Below are 20,177 nucleotides of genomic sequence, written 5' to 3'. Positions count from 1 at the left end.
GTGACGCCCACGGCCCCTGTGACGATCCCTGGAGAATGGCGGATGATGCAGCGGTGAGCCGTGGACGAGTGTTGCCGATGTTCGACCTGAACGACCTTTATCTCTATGCCAAGGTGGTGGAGCACGGCGGCTTCGCGCCCGCCGGGCGCATCCTTGGCCTGCCCAAGTCACGCCTCAGCCGGCGCGTGGCCAAGCTCGAGGAGCGCCTGGGCGTGCGGCTGATCCAGCGCTCCACGCGGCAGTTCCAGGTTACCGAGGTGGGCCTGGAGTATTACCGCCATTGCCTGGGCATGCTCGAGCAGGCCGTCGCCGCCGAGGATGCCGTCGAGCGCAACCGCGCCGAGCCCCGTGGCATCGTGCGCCTGGCCAGCAGCACCGCGCTGCTCGACTCGCGTCTGGCGCCGATGCTGGCGCGCTTCATGGCGCAATGCCCGGTGGTCGAGTTGTTGGTCAAGAGCTACAACCGCCGGGTGGATGTGATCGGCGAGGGCTTTGACCTGGTGCTGAGCGTGCAGCACCAGCCACTGGAAAGCAGCGAGCTGGTGATGCGTCGCCTGGCCCCGAGCCGTCAGTGCCTGGTGGTTGCGCCGGGCCTGCTGGCCGAACACGGGCGGCCCGTGTCACCGGAAGGGCTCCAGGTCCTGCCGAGCCTGAACTGGGGCGCCAATGTGCAGGACGCCACCTGGATGCTGATCGGGCCTGCGGGCGCCGAGGCTGCCGTGCGCCATCGCCCTCGTGTGGTGTCGGACGACCTCACGGTACTGCGCGAGGCCGCCCTGGCCGGTGTGGGCGCGGTGCTGTTGCCCGAGGAGGCGGTGCGTGCCGACCTGGCTGACGGGCGGCTGGTGCATGTCCTCGACGATTGGGCTCCACGGGAAGGGGAGGTGGTGGCGCTGTTCCCTTCCCGGCGCGGGTTGATGCCCGCGGTGCGCAAGCTGATCGACTACCTGGCCGACGCCTTCGAGCAGGAGCAGCAGACCGCTACGCCGGTTCGCGCTTGCTGAAAACTGGCTCGGCAGGAGGGCGGGCCGACCAGAATGCCAGGCCCGCCGCCAAGGCGGTCAGCGCGGCGCCGGCCCAGGGGGTGGCCGCCAGCGTCGCCCCGGTGATCACCACGCCGCCGATGGCCGAACCCAGCCCGACACCGAGGTGCATGGCCGACATGTTCAGGCTCATGCCAGCCGGGAAGGTATCCGGGCCACGGGTCGCCAGGTAGCTCTGCACCACCGGTGAGGTGGTCCAGCTCAGCCCACCCCAGAGCATCATGGTCGCCAGGAACCACCATGGCGTGCCCACGCTCAAGGGCAGTACCAGCAAGCTGGCGAGATAGAGCAGCGGCGCCAGCGCGATGGAGCGGCCTGCGCCGAGTCGGTCCGCCATCCAGCCGCCGACATAGCCGCCCGAAACACCGGCGATGCCGAAGGCGGCGAACACTGCCGCCAGCCATTGCAGCGGAATGTCGGCGACCTGGTGGGCATAGGGGGCCAGGTAGGCGAAGACCGTGAAGTGCCCGGCAATCATCAGCAACGACACGCCCTGGGCTGCCATCAGGCGGCTGTCGCGCAGATGGCGGACATAGCTGCGCAGGGCGATGCGTTCGCTGCTCTGCAGCTGCGGCAACCCTTGCCAGGCCATCAGCAGTACCGCCATTGCCAGCACGCTCAGCCCGGTGAAGACGCCACGCCAGCCCAGCACGTCGCACAGCAGCATCCCAGCCGGCACCCCCAGCACCAGTGAGCTGCAGATGCCCATGAAGATCACCCCGATGGCGCGGCCACGCTGGGCCTCGGGCACCATGCGCGTGGCCATCAGAGTGCAGGTCAGGCAGGTCAGGGCGCTGGTCGCGGCCATGCCTATGCGCGCCACCAGCAACGCGGTATAGCCAGGCGCCAGGGCTGCTGCAAGGTTGCACAGGGCAAAGATCGCCAGGGTGGCGCACAGCAGGCGGCGCAAGGGCAGGCGTGTGGTCAGCAGGGGAGAGAAGGGCGCGGCGAGGGCGAAGCTCAGGGAGAACACCGTGGTCAGCTGCCCGGCAATACCGAGCGGGACTTGCAGGCCATCGGCCAGGGCCGGCAGGATGCCGACCGTGATGTTTTCTGCCATGCCCGTGACGAACGTCGCCAGGGCCAGCAGCCAGATACGCGGGCTCATTGTGTTGCCTCCGATAAACAGGCCGGCCAAGGTCCGGACCCATTTGTCCCGACGGTTGACCGGCAAGGGTCAGGTCCATCGGGTTTCGAGGCAGTGCTTCGGTTATCCCGGTTCAAGCAGGGGGAGTGTAGGGCCGCTGGGGTACACGCGCAACCTGGGCAGGCGCGCGCTTGTTCATCACTTCAGCTCGGTTTCGATGAACACCACTTCGTGATCGCTGGCATTGACCACGTTGTGCTCCACACCGGCCTTGCGAAAGTAGCTCTGGCCCGCCTCCAGAGGGGCGAGCTTCTCGCCTTCCGGGGTCTCCAGCAACAACGTGCCATCGGTCATCGGCACCACCACGTAGTCATGGCCGTGCAGGTGCCGGCCAGTCTCGGCACCTGGGGCGAAGCGCCATTCGGTGACGATCACTTCTTCGGTGTTCACCTGAACGGTGGGTACGGCTTTGGGACGTTGGGTTGTTTGCGTCATGGAAGCATGCCTGTTCACGGAAAGGCGACTAGCCTGGACCGGTGCCGAGCGACGTTAAATGCAACTCTGCTGGCAATCAGTTACGCAACTGCTCAACTTTTCCCGGCACAAATGCATCGCGGGGCAAGCCTGCTCCCACGCGTCCAGTACAGATTACGTGGGGAGCGGGCTTGCCCCGCGATGGGAGGGCGCCGGGCTGTGCTTAGACGTTGAAGCGGAAGTGCATCACGTCGCCGTCCTTGACGATGTAGTCCTTGCCTTCAAGGCGCCATTTGCCGGCTTCTTTTGCACCGCTCTCACCCTTGAACTGGATGAAGTCGTCATAGGCCACCACTTCGGCGCGGATGAAGCCTTTTTCGAAGTCGGTGTGGATAACGCCGGCCGCCTGTGGCGCGGTGGCGCCCACGCGCACGGTCCAGGCACGCACTTCCTGCACGCCGGCAGTGAAGTAGGTCTGCAGGTTGAGCAGCTCGTAGCCGGCGCGGATCACGCGGTTCAGGCCAGGCTCTTCCAGGCCCAGGGCCTCGAGGAACATGTCCTTCTCCTCACCGTCGTCGAGCTCGGCGATCTCGGCTTCGATCTTGTTGCACACCGGTACCACCACCGCGCCTTCTTCCTCGGCGATGGCCTTGACCACGTCCAGGTGCGGGTTGTTGTCGAAGCCATCTTCGGCAACGTTGGCGATGTACATCACCGGCTTGCTGGTCAGCAGGTGGAAACCGCGGATGACGGCTTTTTCGTCGTCAGCCATGTTCTTCATCAGGCTGCGTGCTGGCTTGCCTTCGGTGAAGTGCGGGATCAGTTTTTCCAGGATGGCCTTCTGTGCCAGGGCATCCTTGTCGCCGCCCTTGGCGTTGCGGGCGACCTTCTGTAGTTGCTTCTCGCAGCTGTCGAGGTCGGCGAAGATCAGTTCGAGGTCGATGATCTCGATGTCGCGCTTGGGGTCGACGCTGTTGGAAACGTGGATCACGTTCTCGTCTTCGAAGCAGCGCACCACGTGGGCGATGGCGTCGGTTTCGCGGATGTTGGCGAGGAACTTGTTGCCCAGGCCTTCACCTTTCGAGGCGCCAGCGACCAGGCCGGCGATGTCGACGAACTCCATGGTGGTCGGCAGGATGCGGTTCGGCTTGACGATCTCGGCCAGCGCGGCCAGGCGTGCGTCGGGCATCGGCACGATGCCGCTGTTCGGCTCGATGGTGCAGAAGGGGAAGTTCTCCGCCGCGATGCCGGACTTGGTCAGGGCGTTGAACAGGGTGGACTTGCCGACGTTGGGCAGGCCGACGATGCCGCAATTGAAACCCATGGGTATTCCCCTATCTAAAAGTGTCAGGCCTTCTGGCTGTGCAGTTCGCGCATCGCCTTGGCGAAGTCGCCGGCAAGCACGTCGGGCATCACGCCGAGGGCAAAATCGATGCTGGCGTCGAGCTTCTCCTGCTCGGCGCGCGGCGCGCGGCCCAGGACGAAGTTGGAGACCAGTTTGGCGTCACCCGGGTGGCCGATGCCAAGCCGCAGGCGGTGGAAGTCGTTCTGGTTGCCGAGCTGCGCGATGATGTCGCGCAGGCCGTTGTGCCCACCATGGCCGCCGCCTCTCTTGAGCTTGGCGACGCCGGGGGGCAGGTCGAGTTCGTCGTGCGCCACCAGGATAGCTTCCGGCTTGATGCGGAAGAAATTCGCCAGAGCCGCCACGGACTGGCCGCTGCGGTTCATGTAGGTGGTGGGGATCAGCAAACGAACATCGTTGCCTTGATGGCTGAACTTAGCCGTCAGGCCGAAATACTTTTTGTCAGCGGACAGCGAGACGCGCTGGGCGCTGGCGAGGCGTTCAACGAAAAGAGCCCCTGCGTTATGCCGGGTCTGTTCGTATTCGGGGCCGGGGTTACCCAGGCCGACGATCAACTGGATGGCGGTCACGTCAGGGGCTCTTCCTTGGAGTTGGTGGGTTACGGTGCGCGCGGCACTGTAACCCGATCAACGCCGGCGTGCGAGTGGATTACTCGGCAGCGCCTTCAGCAGCTTCAGCGGCAACGCGCGGGGCGTGGACGTTGGCAACAGCTTTGTCATCACCGTGGGCCAGAGCGACGAACTCTACGCCTTTCGGAGCTTTCAGGTCCGACAGGTGGATGATGGTGCCGACTTCGGCCTTGGACAGGTCGACTTCGATGAACTCAGGCAGGTCTTTGGCTTCGCAGGAAACTTCGATCTCGGAAACGACGTGGGAGATCTCGCCGCCTTTCTTGATCGGGGCTTCTTCGCCGACGAAGTGAACCGGAACCTTGGCGGTCAGCTTCTGGCCAGCAACGACGCGAACGAAGTCGGCGTGCATGATGAAGCCTTTGGCCGGGTGACGCTGCATGGCCTTGACCACGACGTTCTGCTTGGCGCCATCGACGTTCAGTTCGATAACGTGGCTGAAGGCAGCTTCGTTTTCGAACAGCTTGGCGATTTCCTTGGCCACGATGGTCAGGGACTGGGCTTCTTTATCGCCACCGTAGACAACGGCAGGGATGTTGGCGGAGTGACGCAGGCGGCGGCTCGCACCTTTCCCCAGGTCAGTACGCGCTTGGGCGTTCAGGATGAAATCAGTCATTTTGCTTCTCCAAAATAGCCCCCCGAGGGCGTTTGCGACCAGCGCCAACGGGGATGGCAAAAAAGCCCCGCCCCAACGAAAGCTGGGGCGGGGCGCTTCATATCAACACGTGTTCCGCTTAGCGGAACATCGCGCTGATCGATTCTTCGTTGCTGATGCGGCGTACCGCTTCAGCGACAACCGGTGCGATATCCAGCTGGCGGATACGGTCACAGGCTTGAGCCGCGGCGGACAGCGGAACGGTGTTGGTCACCACCAGCTCGTCCAGTACCGACTTCTCGATGTTCTCGATCGCGCGGCCCGACAGGACAGGGTGCGTGCAGTAGGCGTAAACCTTGGCAGCACCGTGTTCTTTCAGGGCCTTGGCCGCGTGGCACAGGGTGCCAGCGGTGTCGACCATGTCGTCTACCAGGATGCAGGTGCGTCCTTCGACGTCGCCGATGATGTGCATAACCTCGGAGTGGTTAGCCTTTTCGCGGCGCTTGTCGATGATCCCGAGATCGACGCCCAGGGACTTGGCGACGGCGCGAGCACGCACCACGCCACCGATGTCTGGGGAAACGATCATCAGGTTCTCGAAACGCTGGTCTTCGATGTCGTCGACCAGTACGGGCGAGCCGTAGATGTTGTCGACGGGGATATCGAAGAAACCCTGGATTTGGTCAGCGTGCAGGTCGACGGTGAGTACACGGTCGATACCTACGACAGTGAGCATGTCAGCGACGACTTTGGCGCTGATGGCTACACGTGCCGAACGCGGACGGCGGTCCTGGCGGGCGTATCCGAAGTAAGGAATCACGGCGGTGATTCGCGACGCTGAGGAGCGGCGGAAGGCGTCGGCCATCACTACCAGTTCCATCAGATTGTCGTTGGTTGGGGCACAGGTGGGCTGAATGATGAAGACGTCTTTACCGCGGACATTTTCGTTGATTTCAGCACTGATTTCGCCGTCGGAGAACTTACCGACAGAAACATCACCCAGTGGAATATGCAGCTGACGTACGACACGCCGAGCCAGATCGGGGTTAGCATTCCCCGTGAAGACCATCATCTTGGACACGCGCAGTACCTGAAGGCTGAGGGTAACCTGGATGAGTATAAGAAATGGCAGGGGCGGCTGGATTCGAACCAACGCATGGCAGGATCAAAACCTGCTGCCTTACCGCTTGGCGACGCCCCTGTATCTGTTGCTGCGAATTCTTATGAACTCGACTTCTTGATCAGACTTTGCAGCTTGCGATGCAACATCGAAACATTGCTTCCTTTCGCCACAAACCCTGTTTGGGTCTCTGAAAGAAGGGCCAGAACTTTATCAGCTTCGGCTTTGCTTGGGAAGGCCCCAAACACACAGCTTCCAGTGCCGGTCATTCGAGCTTCGGTAAATTTACCCAGTGAAATCAACGCATTGCGAACTTCAGGGTAACCTTGCTCTACCACCGGTTGGCAGTCATTTCGACTGTTTCCCTCGGGAACGGGGCGCATCTTAAGGGGGAGGGAATCACGTGTCAACTCTGGATGCGAAAAAATTTCCGCTGTGCTGACAGACACTTGCGGTACCAGTACGACATACCAGGGTTCGGCGGGGTCGACCGGGGTAAGTTGCTCGCCGACACCCTGGGCAAAGGCAGCATGGCCACGGACGAACACCGGCACATCGGCGCCGAGCGAAAGGCCCAGGGTCGCCAGGCGGTCTTCGTCCCAGTCCAGTCGCCACAAGTGCGCAAGTGCCAGCAGGGTGGTCGCCGCGTCAGAGCTGCCGCCTCCGATACCGCCTCCCATGGGCAGTACCTTGTTTAGCCAGATGTCGGCGCCGAGCTGGGTACCGGACTGGGTCTGCAGCATCCGCGCCGCGCGAACGATCAGGTTGCTGTCGTGGGGCACGCCGTCAATTTCCGTGCGCAGGCAGATCTGGCCATCTTCGCGCAGGGCGAAGCTCAGTTCGTCGCCATGCTCGAGAAACTGGAACACGGTTTCCAGCTCGTGATAACCATCGGCGCGGCGCCCGGTGATGTGCAGCCACAGGTTGAGCTTGGCCGGCGCAGGCAGTGTCAGCTTTTGCATCGAATCAGTGCCCCAGCTGGCGTGGCTGCCAGTCCTTGACCACCAGGGTTACGTCGATGTTCTCGCCGTGCAGCTTCAGGCGCTCGGGCAGCCAGTAGCCGTTCTGCTCCACATAGCTCAGGTATTCAACCTTCCAGCCGTCCTGGGCGAGGCTGGCCAGGCGGCTGTCGCCGTCGAGGGTCAGCTGGCTCTTGCTGTCCGGGGCGGGCAGGCCGCGCACCCACCAGACCAGGTGCGACACAGGCAGGCGCCAGCCCAGTTGCTCTTCCAGCAGGGCCTCGGGGTTGGCCGCCTCGTAGCGGCCCTGGTTGGCGACTTCCAGCACCACGCCGCCGGGGCGCCCGGTCAGGCGTGCCGCGCCGCGGCCCAGGGGACCGGCCAGGCGGATGTCGTAGTAGTCCTGGCGTTGCAGCCAGAACAGCGTGCCGCTGCCCGAATCACGCGGGGCGCGGATGCCGACCTTGCCGTTGATCTGCCAGCCGTCGAGGCTGCCCAGCTGCTGCTTGTGCTCGCGCCACAGCTGCGGGTTGCCCTGGCCCTGTACGGCTTCCTTGCTGCCGAAGCCAGCGCAGCCGGCGAGCAGGGCGATGAGGGTGAAGGTGATGCAATGACGCAGAAGCATGGTTTACAGGCTCTCGGATCCGGTCAGGCGCAACAGGGTCTTGCGCAGGATGGGGCTGTCGGCCTGGGCTTCGAAGCCCTTGGCCCAGACTTGGCGGGCTTCGCGGCGCTTGCCGTTGGCCCAGAGGACTTCGCCCAGGTGGGCGGCGACTTCATGATCGGGGAAGCGTTCGAAGGCCAGGCGCAGCTGGCGCTCGGCTTCCTCGAGGTTGCCCGTGCGATAGGCGATCCAGCCCAGGCTGTCGAGCACGGCCGGGTCGTCCGGGGTGAGCTGGTGGGCTTTGTCTATCAGCGCCTTGGCTTCGCCGTAGCGGGTGGTGCGGTCGGCCAGGGTGTAGCCCAGGGCGTTGAGGGCCATGGCGTTTTCCGGCTCGCGGGCGATGATGGTGCGCAGGTCTTTTTCCATCTGTGCCAGGTCGTTGCGCTTCTCTGCGAGCATGGCGCGGGTATAGAGCAGGTTGAGGTCATCCGGGTAACGTTTGATCGCCTGCTCCAGCACTTGAGATGCCTGGGCCTCCTTGCCGTTGTTACCCAGGCTTTCTGCTTCGATCAGGTACAGTTGGATAGCGTAGTCCGGCTGTGCCTCACGGGCTTCGCCGAGCAGCTTCGAGGCTTCGGCGTTACGTCCGTTGGCAATGAGGATATCGGCCTGTCGCAGTTGCGCCGGCAGGTAGTCTGGGCCGGGCCCGACCAGGGCGTACTCGCGCAGGGCGGCGGCGGGTTGGCTGCGTTCTTCGCGGATGCGGCCGAGGTTGAGGTGGGCGGCGTCGACATTGGCGTCCCGTTCGACAAGCTCCTGCAGGTAGCCTTCGGCTTCGTCCCAGTGCTTGGTTTCCAGGCATACCAGGGCAAGCGAGTAGCGGATCTCATCATCTTCCGGATACTGCTGCAGCAGGCTCTCGAATTCGGCCTTGGCGTCGTTGATGCGGTCCTGCTCGACCAAGGTGCGCGCGTAGGTCAGGCGCAGACGCTTGTCTTCAGGGTTGTCGCGAATCGCCCTACGCAGCAGTGGCAGGGCCTCGGGGCCGCGGTCCAGGGCTTGCAACAGGCGGGCGCGCAGCAACATCGGTGCAATCTCGCCATTCTGCGGTGGGTGGGTCTCGAGCAGGTCGAGGGCCTGTTGTGGCTTGTCGTCTTGGTTGAGAAGCAGGGCCTTGCCGAATACCAGCTGACCGTTGTCGGGGTATTTCACCAGCAGGCGGTCGAAGCTTTGCATCAAACCGTCGCGGGTGTGCTGGTCGGTTTCGGCGGCCGACAGGGCGAGGAAGTCGAAGTGGGTGTCGCCCTGGCCTTGCAGCACCTTTTCCATATAGGTCATGGAGTCGTCGTAGCGTCCGGCACGGGCTAGCTGGATGGCGGCGGCGCGCTGGGCGTCGAGATTCTGCGGGTCGTTGCGGGCCCAGATCAGCGCGGTGTCCAGGGCCGGTTCGTCGGCGCCCAGGTACTCGGCGATACGATAGGCGCGTTCGGAGACGGCCGGGTCCTGGGTCTTCTCGGCCTGGTCGACGTAGTTGGCCAGGGCGATGTCGAAGCGGTTGCGCTGGCCGGCCAGCTCCGCCACCAGCAGGCTGTACAGGGTGTCCTGCTTGAACGATCCGTACACCACGGGCTTTTCCGCGCTCTTGCCGGCGTCGGCGGCGGGCGTCTGGACGTCCGTCTTCGGGGCCAGGCTCTGGCAGCCTTGAAGCAGGGCGAGGGCAAGCAGCAATGCGTAGGATTTGTTCATAGAGGCTTATAAAGAGGCTAAACCGGCGGTCGGAGCATGATGACACAAGCGCGATGGCAAACCCACCTGCGAAGGTCGTGGTGTGAAGCGGTGCTTCGGAGTATAGGGACAATGAGCCGGAGCGGTGGTTCGCAACCACTCCACGGCATCCTGCCCTTGCCCCTTGCCCCTTGCCCCTTGCCCCTTGCCCCTTGCCCCTTGCCCTTGTTTTTGCTTTTGCTTCTAAGCGCGCGGTAGTTCAGGCAATGCCAATTGCGACTTCAGGAGGCCGAACGCAGGTCTTGCGGAGGGAGGTGACGGGCATGGATGCCCGTCAAGCGCTGCGCCCCAGGATGGGGCGTTCAGCGCGGTCCTCCCGGGAGCAAGGCCGGAGTGAGGGGACCCCGGAGCGAAGCGTAGGGGCCGGATGAATGGAGCCGGGCGGCTTTGGTTACTGGCCGTCCAAAGTAACCCGCCGTAAGGGCGGAAAGGTGACTGTGAGTCGCCGCAGCGAATGAATGCGCATACAGCTTTCAATACACACGCTCTAAAAAGCCAAAGCCAAAGCCAAAGCCAAAGGCAGATAGAGGTGGCAGGACAGCCGATAGCCTGGCCGCATTAGCACAATAGCGAACGGTGGTTGTTCTAAAACCTGCGAAGTAGGACAATTATCGGCTTCACGTCCCAACCAGCGATCTTGCATGGCCTTTCTTGCCCTTGGTATCAACCATAAGACTGCCTCGGTAGACGTACGCGAGCGCGTGGCGTTTACGCCCGAGCAGCTGGTCGATGCCCTGCAGCAGCTGTGCCGACTGACCGCCAGCCGCGAAGCGGCGATCCTGTCGACCTGCAACCGTAGCGAACTCTATATAGAACAGGACCACCTTGCCGCCGATGCCGTGCTGCAATGGCTGGCCGACTATCACCAGCTGAGCCTCGACGAGCTGCGCGCCAGTGCCTATGTCCACGAGGAGCACGACGCGGTCCGGCATATGATGCGCGTGGCCTCCGGCCTCGATTCGCTGGTGCTCGGTGAGCCGCAGATCCTCGGCCAGATGAAGTCGGCCTACGCCGTGGCGCGCGAGGCCGGCACCGTCGGCCCGTTGCTTGGGCGCCTGTTCCAGGCCACCTTCAGCGCCGCCAAGCAGGTGCGCACCGATACCGCCATCGGCGAGAACCCGGTGTCGGTGGCGTTTGCCGCAGTGAGCCTGGCCAAACAGATCTTCTCCGACCTGGGCCGCAGCCAGGCGCTGCTGATTGGCGCCGGCGAGACCATCACCCTGGTCGCCCGCCATCTGCACGAGCAGGGCGTGCGCCGTATCGTCGTGGCCAACCGTACCCTGGAGCGCGCCAGTATCCTCGCCGAGCAGTTCGGTGCCCATGCGGTGCTGCTGGCGGACATCCCGCAGGAGCTGGCCAATAGCGACATCGTCATCAGTTCCACCGCCAGCCAATTGCCGATCCTGGGCAAGGGCGCGGTGGAGAGTGCGCTGAAACAGCGCCGGCACAAGCCGATCTTCATGGTCGACATCGCCGTGCCGCGAGACATCGAGCCGCAGGTCGGCGAGCTGGACGACGTCTACCTCTATACCGTCGATGACCTGCATGAAGTGGTCGCGGAAAACCTCAAAAGTCGTCAGGGCGCCGCCCAGGCCGCCGAGGAGCTGGTCTCGGCCGGCGCGGATGATTTCATGGTGCGCCTGCGTGAGCTGGCGGCGGTGGACGTGCTCAAGGCCTATCGCCAACAGAGCGAGCGCCTACGCGACGAGGAACTGCAAAAGGCCCAGCGCCTGCTGGCCAACGGCGGCAACCCCGAGGACGTGCTCATGCAACTGGCCCGGGGTCTGACCAACAAGCTATTGCATGCACCCAGCGTACAACTGAAAAAGCTCTCCGCCGAAGGCCGCCTCGATGCGCTGGCCATGGCGCAGGAACTCTTCGCCCTCGACGAGGGCTCGACGGACAAATCCCCGCAATGAAAGCGTCGCTGCTGAACAAACTGGACACGCTCCAGGACCGCTTCGAGGAACTCACCGCGCTGCTCGGTGATGCCGAAGTCATTTCCGACCAGACGCGCTTTCGCGCCTATTCCCGTGAATATGCCGAAGTGGAACCGGTCATCGGGGCCTATAAAGAATGGCGCAAGGTCCAGGACGACCTTGAAGGCGCCCAGGCGCTGCTCAAGGACGCCGATCCCGATCTGCGCGAGATGGCGGTGGAGGAAGTGCGTGAAGCCAAGGAGCTGTTGGTGGGCCTGGAGTCGCAGCTGCAGCGCATGCTGCTGCCCAAGGACCCCAACGACGGGCGCAACGTGTTCCTGGAAATCCGTGCCGGCACCGGTGGCGACGAGGCGGCGATCTTCTCCGGCGACCTGTTCCGCATGTACTCGCGCTATGCCGAGAAGCGCGGCTGGCGCCTGGAGATCCTCTCCGAGAACGAAGGCGAGCACGGTGGCTACAAGGAAATCATCGCCCGGGTCGAAGGGGATAGCGTCTACGGCAAGCTGAAGTTCGAGTCCGGCGCGCACCGTGTGCAGCGTGTGCCGGAAACCGAGTCGCAAGGCCGTATCCATACCTCCGCCTGCACCGTGGCGGTGTTGCCCGAGCCCGACGAGCAGGTGGCGATCGAGATCAACCCGGCCGACCTGCGCGTGGACACCTACCGCGCATCCGGTGCCGGCGGCCAGCACGTCAACAAGACCGATTCGGCGATCCGTATCACCCACTTGCCCACCGGCATTGTGGTCGAGTGCCAGGAAGAACGTTCGCAGCACAAGAACCGTGCCCGCGCCATGTCCTGGCTGTCGGCCAAGCTCAACGACATGCAGACCAGCGCCGCGCAGAACGCCATCGCCAGCGAGCGCAAGCTGCTGGTCGGCTCGGGCGATCGCTCCGAGCGCATCCGCACCTACAATTACCCACAGGGACGGGTTACCGACCATCGCATCAACCTCACCCTTTATTCGCTCGACGATATTCTCGCCGGCGGTGTGGACGCGGTGATCGAACCGTTGCTGGCCGAATACCAGGCCGATCAGCTGGCTGCCCTGGGGGACTGAAATGACCATCATCGCCAGCTTGTTGCGCAACGCACAGTTGCCGGACTCACCGACCGAACGGCTGGACGCCGAGTTGCTCCTGGCTGCGGCCCTGGGCAAGTCGCGCAGCTACCTGCACACCTGGCCCGAGCGCATCGTCAGCAGCGAGGCGGCAGCCGCCTTCGCCGGCTACCTCGAGCGCCGTCGCGCCGGTGAACCGGTGGCCTATATCCTCGGCCAGCAGGGGTTCTGGAAGTTGGACCTGGAAGTGGCACCGCACACGCTGATCCCGCGTCCGGACACCGAGCTGCTGGTGGAGACCGCCCTGGAGCTGGTTTCGCCCAAGCCCGCCCGGGTGCTCGACCTGGGCACCGGTACTGGGGCCATCGCCCTGGCCCTGGCCAGCGAGTGTCCTGGTTGGCAGGTGATGGCGGTGGACCGTATCGACGAGGCCGTGGCCCTGGCCGAGCGCAACCGCCAGCGCCTGGGTCTGGGCAATGTCCAGGTGCTTGTCAGCCACTGGTTCGACGCCCTCGCCGGTGAGCGCTTTGACCTGATCCTCAGCAACCCGCCCTATATCCGCGCCGCCGATCCGCATCTGGTGGCCGGTGACGTGCGTTTCGAGCCCAGTAGCGCACTGGTGGCCGGTGAAGACGGATTGGACGATCTGCGCGTGATCGTGGCCCAGGCGCCAGGGCACCTATTGCCTGGTGGCTGGCTGCTGCTCGAGCATGGGTATGATCAATCCGCCGCGGTACGTGCATTGCTGGTGAGCGGCGGCTTCACCGAGGTGGTCAGCCGGGTCGACCTGGGTGGCCATGAACGCATCAGCCTGGGACGTCTGCCATGTTGAGCGACCAGGAGCTTTTGCGCTACAGCCGGCAGATCTTGTTGTCGCAGATGGATATCGACGGTCAGTTGCGTCTGAAACACAGCAAGGCCCTGGTCATCGGCCTGGGCGGGCTAGGCTCGCCGGTGGCGCTGTACCTCGCGGCGGCGGGTGTCGGTGAGCTACATCTGGCCGACTTCGACACCGTCGACTTGACCAACCTGCAGCGACAGGTGATCCACGACAGCGACAGCGTCGGCATGAGCAAGGTCGATTCGGCGATCAGGAGGTTGCAGGCGATCAACCCGCAAGTCAGCCTGGTTACCCATCGCCAGGCGCTGGACGAGGATTCGCTGGCCGTCGCCGTGGCGGCGGTGGACGTGGTGCTGGACTGCTCCGACAACTTCGGCACCCGCGAGGCGGTCAACGCCGCCTGCGTCGCCGCTGGCAAACCGCTGGTCAGCGGCGCGGCGATCCGCCTCGAGGGCCAGTTGTCGGTGTTCGACACCCGTCGCGACACCAGTCCTTGCTACCACTGCCTGTATGGTCATGGCAGCGAGGCCGAACTGACTTGCAGCGAGGCCGGGGTGATTGGCCCTTTGGTAGGTTTGGTCGGCAGCCTGCAGGCGCTGGAGGCCTTGAAGTTGCTGGCAGGGTTTGGCGAGCCATTGGTGGGGCGCCTGTTGCTGATTGATGCATTGAGTACGCGCATGCGCGAGCTGCGGGTCAAGCGCGACCCAGCCTGCGCCGTGTGCGCCAGCCGTCATGGCTGAGCGTTTGGCGCCTATTGGCGTGATGGACTCCGGTGTTGGCGGCTTGTCGGTACTAGCCGAAATCCAGCGCCTGCTGCCCAGCGAGTCGTTGCTGTATGTCGCCGACAGCGGCCATGTGCCGTATGGCGAAAAATCCCCGGACTACATCCGTCGGCGCCTGCGTCACATTGCCGAATTCTTCCGCGAGCAAGGCGCCAAAGCCATGGTGTTGGCATGCAACACCGCCACAGTGGCGGCAGTGGCCGACCTGCGTGAGCTGTACCCGGACTGGCCGTTGGTGGGGATGGAGCCGGCGGTCAAGCCGGCGGCGGCAGCGACCCGTTCCGGCGTTGTCGGTGTGCTGGCAACCACCGGCACCCTGCAGAGTGCCAAGTTCGCCGCTTTGCTTGATCGCTTCGCCAATGACGTGCAAGTGATTACCCAGCCGTGCCCGGGTTTGGTCGAGCGCATCGAGGCGGGTGACCTGGTCAGCGAGCAGTTGCGCCAATTGTTGTCGGGCTACGTGAAACCTTTGCTGGCGGCTGGATGCGATACGCTGATCCTGGGCTGCACCCACTATCCGTTTTTGCGGCCCATGCTGGCGGAAATGGTGCCGGCGGATGTGGCGATCATTGACACCGGTGCTGCCGTGGCGCGACAACTGCAGCGCTTGCTGGGCGCTCGTGAACTCCTCAGCGACGGACCGGCGCAGGCGACGGCGTTCTGGAGCAGTAGCGAGCCAGGCAGCTTGGAGCAGGTGCTGCCGCTGCTGTGGAACCAGCCCGGCAGCGTGCAGCGCTTCGTGCCTTGAATCACGCTGTCAGCTGTTCTCTGGCAGTGGCCACAGTTCGCTGGGCTTGAGCACTTCCAGCACCAGCTGGGGTTGGCGCTGCTCCAGGCGCGACAGCAACTCTTGCGCAGCACTTTGCGCCGACCAGGGTTCAGGTACAGCCTGTGCCGAGGTCACAGGGCTTTTCAGCAACTGCGGCGCCACGACGGTCAGATCGATACCCAGCGTTTGCAAGGTGGCGCGCTGCTCATTCAACCAGGTCGGCAGGCTGTTGCCGCCAGTGAGCGGCTGGTTCGGCTCGAACAGTTGCAGGGCCGAATAGCGGCTGAGGATGGCCATGACCTGAGGCTTCTTGCCTTTGGCCAGCAAGGGCAGCGCCGCGGCCAGGCACTGGTGAGTAGCTTGCAGGTTGCTGCTGGCGATCTGCTCGAATAGATCTTTATCCGCCAGACTGTCTGGCAGGTAATCGCAGGTCCCAGCATTGATGATCAATGCATCCAGCGCATCCGATTGGGCTCGAAGCTGATGGCTGGCGTCCTGCAAGGGGCCGGAAAGGCGCAACAAGCGTGTGCCGTAACCTTGGCCCAGGGTATGGAGTTCCTGGCTATCCTTGCCACTGGCGGTCACCGTGTGTCCCTGTGCGAGCAACTCTTCCACCAAGGCCAGGCCGAGTCCGTGGCCGGCTCCTGTAATCCAGAATCGACGTGTCATGGTTTATGCCCCTGATCCTGCCAGCTGGACAAGCTTTTGAAAGCTTCCAATGCGCGTTGGCGACTACTTTCGAGATCGACTATCGGGTTGGCGTAAAGATTTGTAGCAAATAGATCGGCAGATATCACTGGGTAGTGAATCGATTTGTCGTCCCTGGCTTGCAGTTCGGGCAGCCAGCGACGAATGAACGCGCCATTGGGGTCGAAGCGTTGTGACTGAGTAACAGGGTTGAATATCCGGAAATACGGCACGGCGTCGGTGCCGGTCGATGCGCTCCATTGCCACCCGCCGTTATTGGCGGCTAAGTCGCCGTCTATCAGATGCCGCATGAAATGCCGTTCGCCATGCCGCCAGTCGATCAACAGGTTCTTGCTGAGGAACATCGCGACAATCATGCGTAAGCGGTTGTGCATCCAACCGGTGTCCAGTAACTGGCGCATGGCAGCATCGACGATAGGAAAGCCCGTGCGGCCCTCCTTCCAGGCTTGCAGATCGGCGGGCGCATCGCGCCAAGCCAATCCCTCGGTGTGGAGGCGAAAGGCGCGATGCCGCGAGACGCGGGGGTAACCCACCAGTGTGTGCTTGTAGAACTCACGCCACAGCAGCTCGTTGACCCATGTCTGAGCGCCCGCGCTGCCGCTGTCGAACTCGCCTCGGTTGCTCGCCAGGACCGCGTGCAGGCACTGGCGTGGCGAGATCACGCCCGCAGCGAGATAGGGCGAAAGCTGGCTGGTTCCGGCCTTGGCGGGCAGGTCGCGCAATTGCGCGTAGTCTTCGACGATTTCGTCGATGAAGCGCTGCAACCGCTGGCGAGCTTCCTTCTCACCCGCAGGCCAGCAATCGCGCAAGGTTTGGGTAGGACTCTCGAAGCCTTCAATGTGCTCGGGAATGGCGTCACTACGGATCCCCAAGGCCTCTTGACGCTGTACCGTTGGGGCTAGGGGCGGCAGGGCACGGTGCAGGTGTTCGAGGCAGACCCGTTTGAACTGGCTGAATACCTGGAAATACTGCCCACTACGGGTCAGCACAGTTCCGGGCTGGAACAACAACTGGTCGAGATGGCCGGTGGCCTCGACCCCTGCTCGCTGCAATGACTCACGCGTGGCCTCGTCGCGTTGCGCCTCGTTGATACCGTACTCGTCATTCCAGTGCACGGCTTCGATGCCGTGCTGGCGGCAGACTTCGAGCACGCATCGAGGCGTATCCGCCCAAGTGGAGACCTGGCGAACCAGCAGTGGAATGTTCAGCGCCTCCAGCGACTGGCGCAGCAGCCGCAGGTTGCGCAGCCAAAAGTCGACCTTGCAGGGCGCGTCGTCATGGGCCAGCCATTGCCCGGGGCTGGCGATCCAGAGGGCCATGGTCGGGCCGCGCTGGCAGGCTGCCGCCAGGGCGGTGTTGTCGTCGATACGCAGGTCACTGCGTAGCCAGATCAGTTGCATGGAGAACGGGTCCACGATTGGTCAGGGTTGCTGGAAGCGGCGCAAGGCGGCTTGCGGGCTGTCGAACAGATACAGGTCGGTCAGCGGCAGGGCACGAAGCTCAGCTTCATGAAGAGTGACCGTGCTACCGCCCAGGAGTTTCTTCACGTTGGTTTCCCGAAGTGCTCGCCCCAATGCGGTCAGGTCTGGACGCCGCCCGAGATGCAGCAGCAGCGTATGCGGTCGCAGTCGATCCACGGCCAGGCGCAGCTGGCGAGGCTCGACGGACCACTCGAGAATCTCCAGGTGATGGCCATTGCTGCTCAGCAGCCAGGCGCAGAGCCAGAACTCCGTGTCAAAGGGGGTATCGTCGGTGCGGGCGAGCAGTATGCAGGGGCCGGTTAGTGATTGGCCATCGTGATAAACACGGGCGCCCAGCTTGCTGCGCAGCCAGGTATGGAAAAAGACCTGCTCGAGACGGGCGTCGAAATGGGTTTGCCAGCGCGATGTGAGTGCCTCTAGTAGCGGCAAGAGCAGGCGTTCACAGACGGTCACGGCAGGGTAGAGGGCCATCATCTGGTTCAGTAGTTGGTCCAAGGGGCGCTGGGCCAGGCGTGTAGTTGCCGTGATCATTTGCTCGATACGTTCACCCCATTCGCCCTGGAGGGTTGGCGGAGTGTTCGTTGAGCCGTCCAGCAGCTCGCGCACCTGGCTGATTGCGGCGCCGCGCTCCAACCAGCACAACGCGGCCTGGACCCTTTGCACCTGGTCTTGGGAATAGAGGCGATGGCCCTTGGGAGTGCGCTGGGGCTTGATAAGGCCGTAGCGACGCTCCCACGCGCGCAAGGTGACCGGATTGACGCCGGTGAGTCGCGCTACCTCGCCGATGGGCAGCAGTTCGTCAGATGGCATTGCGTAATCCAAGGTTTTCCGGATGGGGTTGCAGGTACGACTGCTGCATGAGGTAGGGATCGGGATGGTTGCGCAAGTGGTGCTTGAGCAGGGTCAACGGCACGACCAGTGGCACCACGCCTTTCTGGTATTGGCCGATGAGCTGTTGCAGTTCAGCCTTGTCGGCTCGATCCAGGTCATTGCGCAGATAGCCGCTCAGGTGCTGCAGCACGTTACCGTGGGTGCCGCGGCTGGCGCAGCGACGCAGCGCCTGCATCAGCTGGCTGAAGTATTGGCTACCGATGTGCGCGGGATCATCGTCACGGTTCAAGCTGCCAAGCAGGCGGCCGAGGCTGCGATAGGCCTGTGGGTTGTGGGCCATGAGCAGGTACTTGTAGCGCGCATGAAAGCGGGTCAGCGCGCCTCGGCTCAGGCCCTGACGCAGTTGTGATTGCCAGTCGGCGTAAGTGTAGACCCGGGCAATGAAGTTCTCCCGCAGTACCGGATCGTGCAGACGCCCCTCTTCCTCGACCGGCAGATCCGGGCGCCGGGCACAGAACGCCGCAGCGTACACCCCCCGTCCAGCCCGCTGCGCAGGACGGCCTTCATCCTGATAGACCTTCACTCGTTCAAGCCCGCAAGACGGCGATTTCTGCATGAAAATGTAGCCGCAGATGTCGTCGATCTGCTCGGCCATTTGCTCGCCGTATTCGCGTAGCGGGCCGGTGAAGTCGGTGGTGCTGTTGAGCGTGCCGGTGACCACCGGATGTTCGGGATCACCGACCAGACGAATCGGCTCGCGCGGGGTTCCCAGGCCGATGGCGACTTCAGGGCACAACGGTACCCAGTCGAAATGTTCATCGAGCAGGTCCAGACACAGGCTGGAGGCTTTATGGCCAGCGTTGTAGCGCACATTCAGGCCAGTCAGGCAGGCACTGATGGCCAAGCGTGGCTTGCGGCTGGAAAGGGGAGCGTTCATCGCGGTCTCCGAAATACTTGTACAGGCTGAAAAATTTGTACAAGTTAATTTCAGCACAGATGAAAACTTATACAAGCGAAATTTTTGTATAAGTTTTCAGCGCGACTATTCGAGGTGCTCCAGCAGTCGCCTGGCGGCTTCCTGGCCGCTGAGCCAGGCACCTTCGACGCGCCCGGACAGGCACCAGTCGCCACAGGCATACAAACCCAGGTCGGCATCGGCCAGCGTGCCCCACTCGTGGTTGACCGCGGGGCGGGCGTACAGCCAGCGGTGGGCGAGGGCAAAGGTAGGCGCGGGCACCGAGCAGCTGAGCATTTCGGCGAATGCACCCCACAGTTGTTCAATCACCTCTTCCTTGGCCAGGTCGATGTGCTGTTTGCTCCAGTCGGACGTGGCGTGCAGTACCCAGGTATCGAGGTGTGCGTCCCGGCCTGGCTTGCTACGGTTACGAGCCAGCCAGTCGAGCGGGTTGGCCTGTACGAAGCAGCCCTGCATCGGCGTGTCGAGTGGTGTCTCGAAGCCCAGGGCGATGGCCCAGGTGGGTTCCATCTGCACGCCTGCGGCGACCGCCGCGAGTTTCGGTGCGGCGGCCAGCAGCGGTGTGGCCTGGGGGGCCGGCACAGCGATCACCACTCGGCTGAACGGTCCATGGCTGCAGCCTTCGGTGTCCTGCAAATGCCAGTACTGCTTACCGCGGAACACTTCGGCGATGCGGCAGCCGAAGTTGACCGTGACATCCTTGAGCAAGCCGCGGGTGATGGCGCTCATGCGCGGCACGCCGACCCAGCGGACCTGTTCGTCCGGGGAGGGCGTCAGTTCGCCATCTCGGTAGTTGTACAGTTGCGGTTTCCACTGCGCGGCCCAGCCCGAAGCGACCCAGTGCTGGACCTGCTCGACGAAGCGCCGGTCACGGGCAGTGAAGTATTGTGCACCAAGGTCGAGGGCCCCGGCATCGCTGCGCTTGCTGGCCATGCGGCCGCCGCTGCCATGGCCCTTGTCGAACAAGTGGACGGTCTGCCCGGCCTTCTGCAGGGCCTGGGCTGCGGACAGGCCGGCGATACCGGCTCCGATGATGGCGATGGGTACTGTCATGATGGCCTCTTCGAACCTAGCTTCACGCAGCGTACGCTGCCAGGCAAACCTGTACAATGCACAATGTTTGTATAAGGTT

General features: G+C 63.5%; 20 protein-coding genes and 1 tRNA gene. 6 read left to right on the top strand and 15 right to left on the bottom strand.

All coding sequences use genetic code 11. The features are described from left to right. The first annotated feature begins 77 nt into the window (after window positions 1-77). A complete protein-coding gene (locus C3F42_RS12905) occupies window positions 78-1,004 on the top strand; it encodes a LysR substrate-binding domain-containing protein (protein WP_094010302.1) in 927 nt (308 codons plus the stop codon). Here the strand turns inward: C3F42_RS12905 and C3F42_RS12900 are convergent. The 10 genes from C3F42_RS12900 to C3F42_RS12855 all read right to left on the bottom strand — a co-directional run bounded on the left by C3F42_RS12900 (window position 982) and on the right by C3F42_RS12855 (window position 9,620). Further along, entirely contained in the window at window positions 982-2,151 is a 1,170-nt protein-coding gene (locus C3F42_RS12900) for an MFS transporter (protein ID WP_104444522.1), read from the bottom strand. The genes C3F42_RS12905 and C3F42_RS12900 overlap by 23 nt on opposite strands. Window positions 2,152-2,328: 177 nt before the next feature. Further along, complete coding sequence (locus C3F42_RS12895) at window positions 2,329-2,625, bottom strand: cupin domain-containing protein (protein WP_023629553.1); 297 nt, start codon at window positions 2,623-2,625, stop codon at window positions 2,329-2,331. A 202-nt stretch (window positions 2,626-2,827) separates the two neighbouring features. Continuing rightward, window positions 2,828-3,928, bottom strand: coding sequence for a redox-regulated ATPase YchF (gene ychF, locus C3F42_RS12890; RefSeq protein ID WP_023629554.1), 1,101 nt, complete (start codon window positions 3,926-3,928; stop codon window positions 2,828-2,830). Window positions 3,929-3,951: 23 nt separating this feature from the next. Further along, window positions 3,952-4,536 carry an aminoacyl-tRNA hydrolase gene (pth, locus tag C3F42_RS12885; protein ID WP_023629555.1) on the bottom strand — a complete coding sequence of 195 codons (585 nt, stop codon included), beginning with the start codon at window positions 4,534-4,536 and terminating at the stop codon, window positions 3,952-3,954. Between the two features lie 79 nt (window positions 4,537-4,615). Further along, window positions 4,616-5,212 carry a 50S ribosomal protein L25/general stress protein Ctc gene (locus C3F42_RS12880; RefSeq protein WP_011532196.1) on the bottom strand — a complete coding sequence of 199 codons (597 nt, stop codon included), beginning with the start codon at window positions 5,210-5,212 and terminating at the stop codon, window positions 4,616-4,618. A 118-nt stretch (window positions 5,213-5,330) separates the two neighbouring features. Next, entirely contained in the window at window positions 5,331-6,272 is a 942-nt protein-coding gene (locus C3F42_RS12875) for a ribose-phosphate pyrophosphokinase (RefSeq protein WP_016391678.1), read from the bottom strand. A 45-nt stretch (window positions 6,273-6,317) separates the two neighbouring features. After that, window positions 6,318-6,392: transfer RNA gene (locus C3F42_RS12870), tRNA-Gln, on the bottom strand. A 20-nt stretch (window positions 6,393-6,412) separates the two neighbouring features. Continuing rightward, on the bottom strand, window positions 6,413-7,273 hold the full coding sequence (ispE, locus tag C3F42_RS12865; protein ID WP_104444521.1) for a 4-(cytidine 5'-diphospho)-2-C-methyl-D-erythritol kinase: 861 nt from the start codon (window positions 7,271-7,273) through the stop codon (window positions 6,413-6,415). Between the two features lie 4 nt (window positions 7,274-7,277). Beyond that, on the bottom strand, window positions 7,278-7,895 hold the full coding sequence (lolB, locus tag C3F42_RS12860) for a lipoprotein insertase outer membrane protein LolB (RefSeq protein WP_094010299.1): 618 nt from the start codon (window positions 7,893-7,895) through the stop codon (window positions 7,278-7,280). Window positions 7,896-7,898: 3 nt separating this feature from the next. Next, window positions 7,899-9,620 carry a tetratricopeptide repeat protein gene (locus C3F42_RS12855; RefSeq protein WP_104444520.1) on the bottom strand — a complete coding sequence of 574 codons (1,722 nt, stop codon included), beginning with the start codon at window positions 9,618-9,620 and terminating at the stop codon, window positions 7,899-7,901. A gap of 680 nt (window positions 9,621-10,300) precedes the next feature. Between C3F42_RS12855 and hemA the strand changes: the two genes are divergently transcribed. From hemA to murI, 5 genes are read left to right on the top strand one after another with little or no spacing between them, the layout of a single operon-like run. After that, a complete protein-coding gene (gene hemA / locus C3F42_RS12850; protein ID WP_038707349.1) occupies window positions 10,301-11,578 on the top strand; it encodes a glutamyl-tRNA reductase in 1,278 nt (425 codons plus the stop codon). After that, window positions 11,575-12,657 (top strand): peptide chain release factor 1, encoded by a 1,083-nt coding sequence (prfA, locus tag C3F42_RS12845; protein WP_023632111.1) that lies wholly within the window; start codon window positions 11,575-11,577, stop codon window positions 12,655-12,657. The genes hemA and prfA overlap by 4 nt, the downstream gene beginning before the upstream one ends. 1 nt (window position 12,658) lies before the next feature. Then, entirely contained in the window at window positions 12,659-13,489 is an 831-nt protein-coding gene (gene prmC / locus C3F42_RS12840) for a peptide chain release factor N(5)-glutamine methyltransferase (RefSeq protein ID WP_038707350.1), read from the top strand. Beyond that, complete coding sequence (locus tag C3F42_RS12835; RefSeq protein ID WP_104444519.1) at window positions 13,483-14,238, top strand: molybdopterin-synthase adenylyltransferase MoeB; 756 nt, start codon at window positions 13,483-13,485, stop codon at window positions 14,236-14,238. Before prmC ends, C3F42_RS12835 begins: the two co-directional genes overlap by 7 nt. Further along, the gene (gene murI / locus C3F42_RS12830; RefSeq protein WP_094010297.1) at window positions 14,231-15,028 is read left to right on the top strand and encodes a glutamate racemase; all 798 of its coding nucleotides are present in this window, start codon (window positions 14,231-14,233) and stop codon (window positions 15,026-15,028) included. Before C3F42_RS12835 ends, murI begins: the two co-directional genes overlap by 8 nt. Before the next feature lie 9 nt (window positions 15,029-15,037). Here the strand turns inward: murI and C3F42_RS12825 are convergent, their stop codons facing one another. The 5 genes from C3F42_RS12825 to C3F42_RS12805 form a co-directional block, all read right to left on the bottom strand. Further along, window positions 15,038-15,718: an SDR family NAD(P)-dependent oxidoreductase gene (locus tag C3F42_RS12825; RefSeq protein ID WP_094010296.1), complete on the bottom strand. Its 681-nt coding sequence runs from the start codon at window positions 15,716-15,718 to the stop codon at window positions 15,038-15,040. Beyond that, complete coding sequence (gene phrB, locus C3F42_RS12820) at window positions 15,715-17,157, bottom strand: deoxyribodipyrimidine photo-lyase (RefSeq protein WP_094010295.1); 1,443 nt, start codon at window positions 17,155-17,157, stop codon at window positions 15,715-15,717. The genes C3F42_RS12825 and phrB overlap by 4 nt, the downstream gene beginning before the upstream one ends. 21 nt (window positions 17,158-17,178) lie before the next feature. Continuing rightward, complete coding sequence (locus C3F42_RS12815; protein ID WP_094010294.1) at window positions 17,179-18,048, bottom strand: MerR family transcriptional regulator; 870 nt, start codon at window positions 18,046-18,048, stop codon at window positions 17,179-17,181. Then, window positions 18,038-19,006, bottom strand: a complete 969-nt coding sequence (locus C3F42_RS12810; protein ID WP_104444518.1) for a DUF523 and DUF1722 domain-containing protein — start codon at window positions 19,004-19,006, stop codon at window positions 18,038-18,040. The genes C3F42_RS12815 and C3F42_RS12810 overlap by 11 nt, the downstream gene beginning before the upstream one ends. Before the next feature lie 105 nt (window positions 19,007-19,111). Continuing rightward, window positions 19,112-20,098, bottom strand: coding sequence for an NAD(P)/FAD-dependent oxidoreductase (locus C3F42_RS12805; RefSeq protein WP_023630156.1), 987 nt, complete (start codon window positions 20,096-20,098; stop codon window positions 19,112-19,114). Window positions 20,099-20,177: the final 79 nt, after the last annotated feature.

Source organism: Pseudomonas sp. PONIH3 (genome assembly GCF_002934345.1).
GTDB lineage: Bacteria > Pseudomonadota > Gammaproteobacteria > Pseudomonadales > Pseudomonadaceae > Aquipseudomonas > Aquipseudomonas soli.
The sequence above is the reverse complement of the archived record's forward strand: the minus strand, read 5'-3'. Positions and strand labels throughout refer to the sequence as shown.

Excerpts from the sequence above, each read along its gene's own strand:
- prmC (WP_038707350.1), top strand. The coding sequence starts at position 12,659 with ATGACCATCATCGCCAGCTTGTTGCGCAACGCACAGTTGCCGGACTCA.
- hemA (WP_038707349.1), top strand. The coding sequence starts at position 10,301 with ATGGCCTTTCTTGCCCTTGGTATCAACCATAAGACTGCCTCGGTAGAC.
- C3F42_RS12810 (WP_104444518.1), bottom strand. The coding sequence starts at position 19,006 with ATGAACGCTCCCCTTTCCAGCCGCAAGCCACGCTTGGCCATCAGTGCC.
- C3F42_RS12880 (WP_011532196.1), bottom strand. The coding sequence starts at position 5,212 with ATGACTGATTTCATCCTGAACGCCCAAGCGCGTACTGACCTGGGGAAA.
- lolB (WP_094010299.1), bottom strand. The coding sequence starts at position 7,895 with ATGCTTCTGCGTCATTGCATCACCTTCACCCTCATCGCCCTGCTCGCC.
- C3F42_RS12895 (WP_023629553.1), bottom strand. The coding sequence starts at position 2,625 with ATGACGCAAACAACCCAACGTCCCAAAGCCGTACCCACCGTTCAGGTG.
- C3F42_RS12900 (WP_104444522.1), bottom strand. The coding sequence starts at position 2,151 with ATGAGCCCGCGTATCTGGCTGCTGGCCCTGGCGACGTTCGTCACGGGC.
- ychF (WP_023629554.1), bottom strand. The coding sequence starts at position 3,928 with ATGGGTTTCAATTGCGGCATCGTCGGCCTGCCCAACGTCGGCAAGTCC.
- C3F42_RS12815 (WP_094010294.1), bottom strand. The coding sequence starts at position 18,048 with ATGCCATCTGACGAACTGCTGCCCATCGGCGAGGTAGCGCGACTCACC.
- murI (WP_094010297.1), top strand. The coding sequence starts at position 14,231 with ATGGCTGAGCGTTTGGCGCCTATTGGCGTGATGGACTCCGGTGTTGGC.
- prfA (WP_023632111.1), top strand. The coding sequence starts at position 11,575 with ATGAAAGCGTCGCTGCTGAACAAACTGGACACGCTCCAGGACCGCTTC.
- phrB (WP_094010295.1), bottom strand. The coding sequence starts at position 17,157 with ATGCAACTGATCTGGCTACGCAGTGACCTGCGTATCGACGACAACACC.
- C3F42_RS12835 (WP_104444519.1), top strand. The coding sequence starts at position 13,483 with ATGTTGAGCGACCAGGAGCTTTTGCGCTACAGCCGGCAGATCTTGTTG.
- C3F42_RS12825 (WP_094010296.1), bottom strand. The coding sequence starts at position 15,718 with ATGACACGTCGATTCTGGATTACAGGAGCCGGCCACGGACTCGGCCTG.
- C3F42_RS12905 (WP_094010302.1), top strand. The coding sequence starts at position 78 with ATGTTCGACCTGAACGACCTTTATCTCTATGCCAAGGTGGTGGAGCAC.
- C3F42_RS12855 (WP_104444520.1), bottom strand. The coding sequence starts at position 9,620 with ATGAACAAATCCTACGCATTGCTGCTTGCCCTCGCCCTGCTTCAAGGC.
- C3F42_RS12805 (WP_023630156.1), bottom strand. The coding sequence starts at position 20,098 with ATGACAGTACCCATCGCCATCATCGGAGCCGGTATCGCCGGCCTGTCC.
- ispE (WP_104444521.1), bottom strand. The coding sequence starts at position 7,273 with ATGCAAAAGCTGACACTGCCTGCGCCGGCCAAGCTCAACCTGTGGCTG.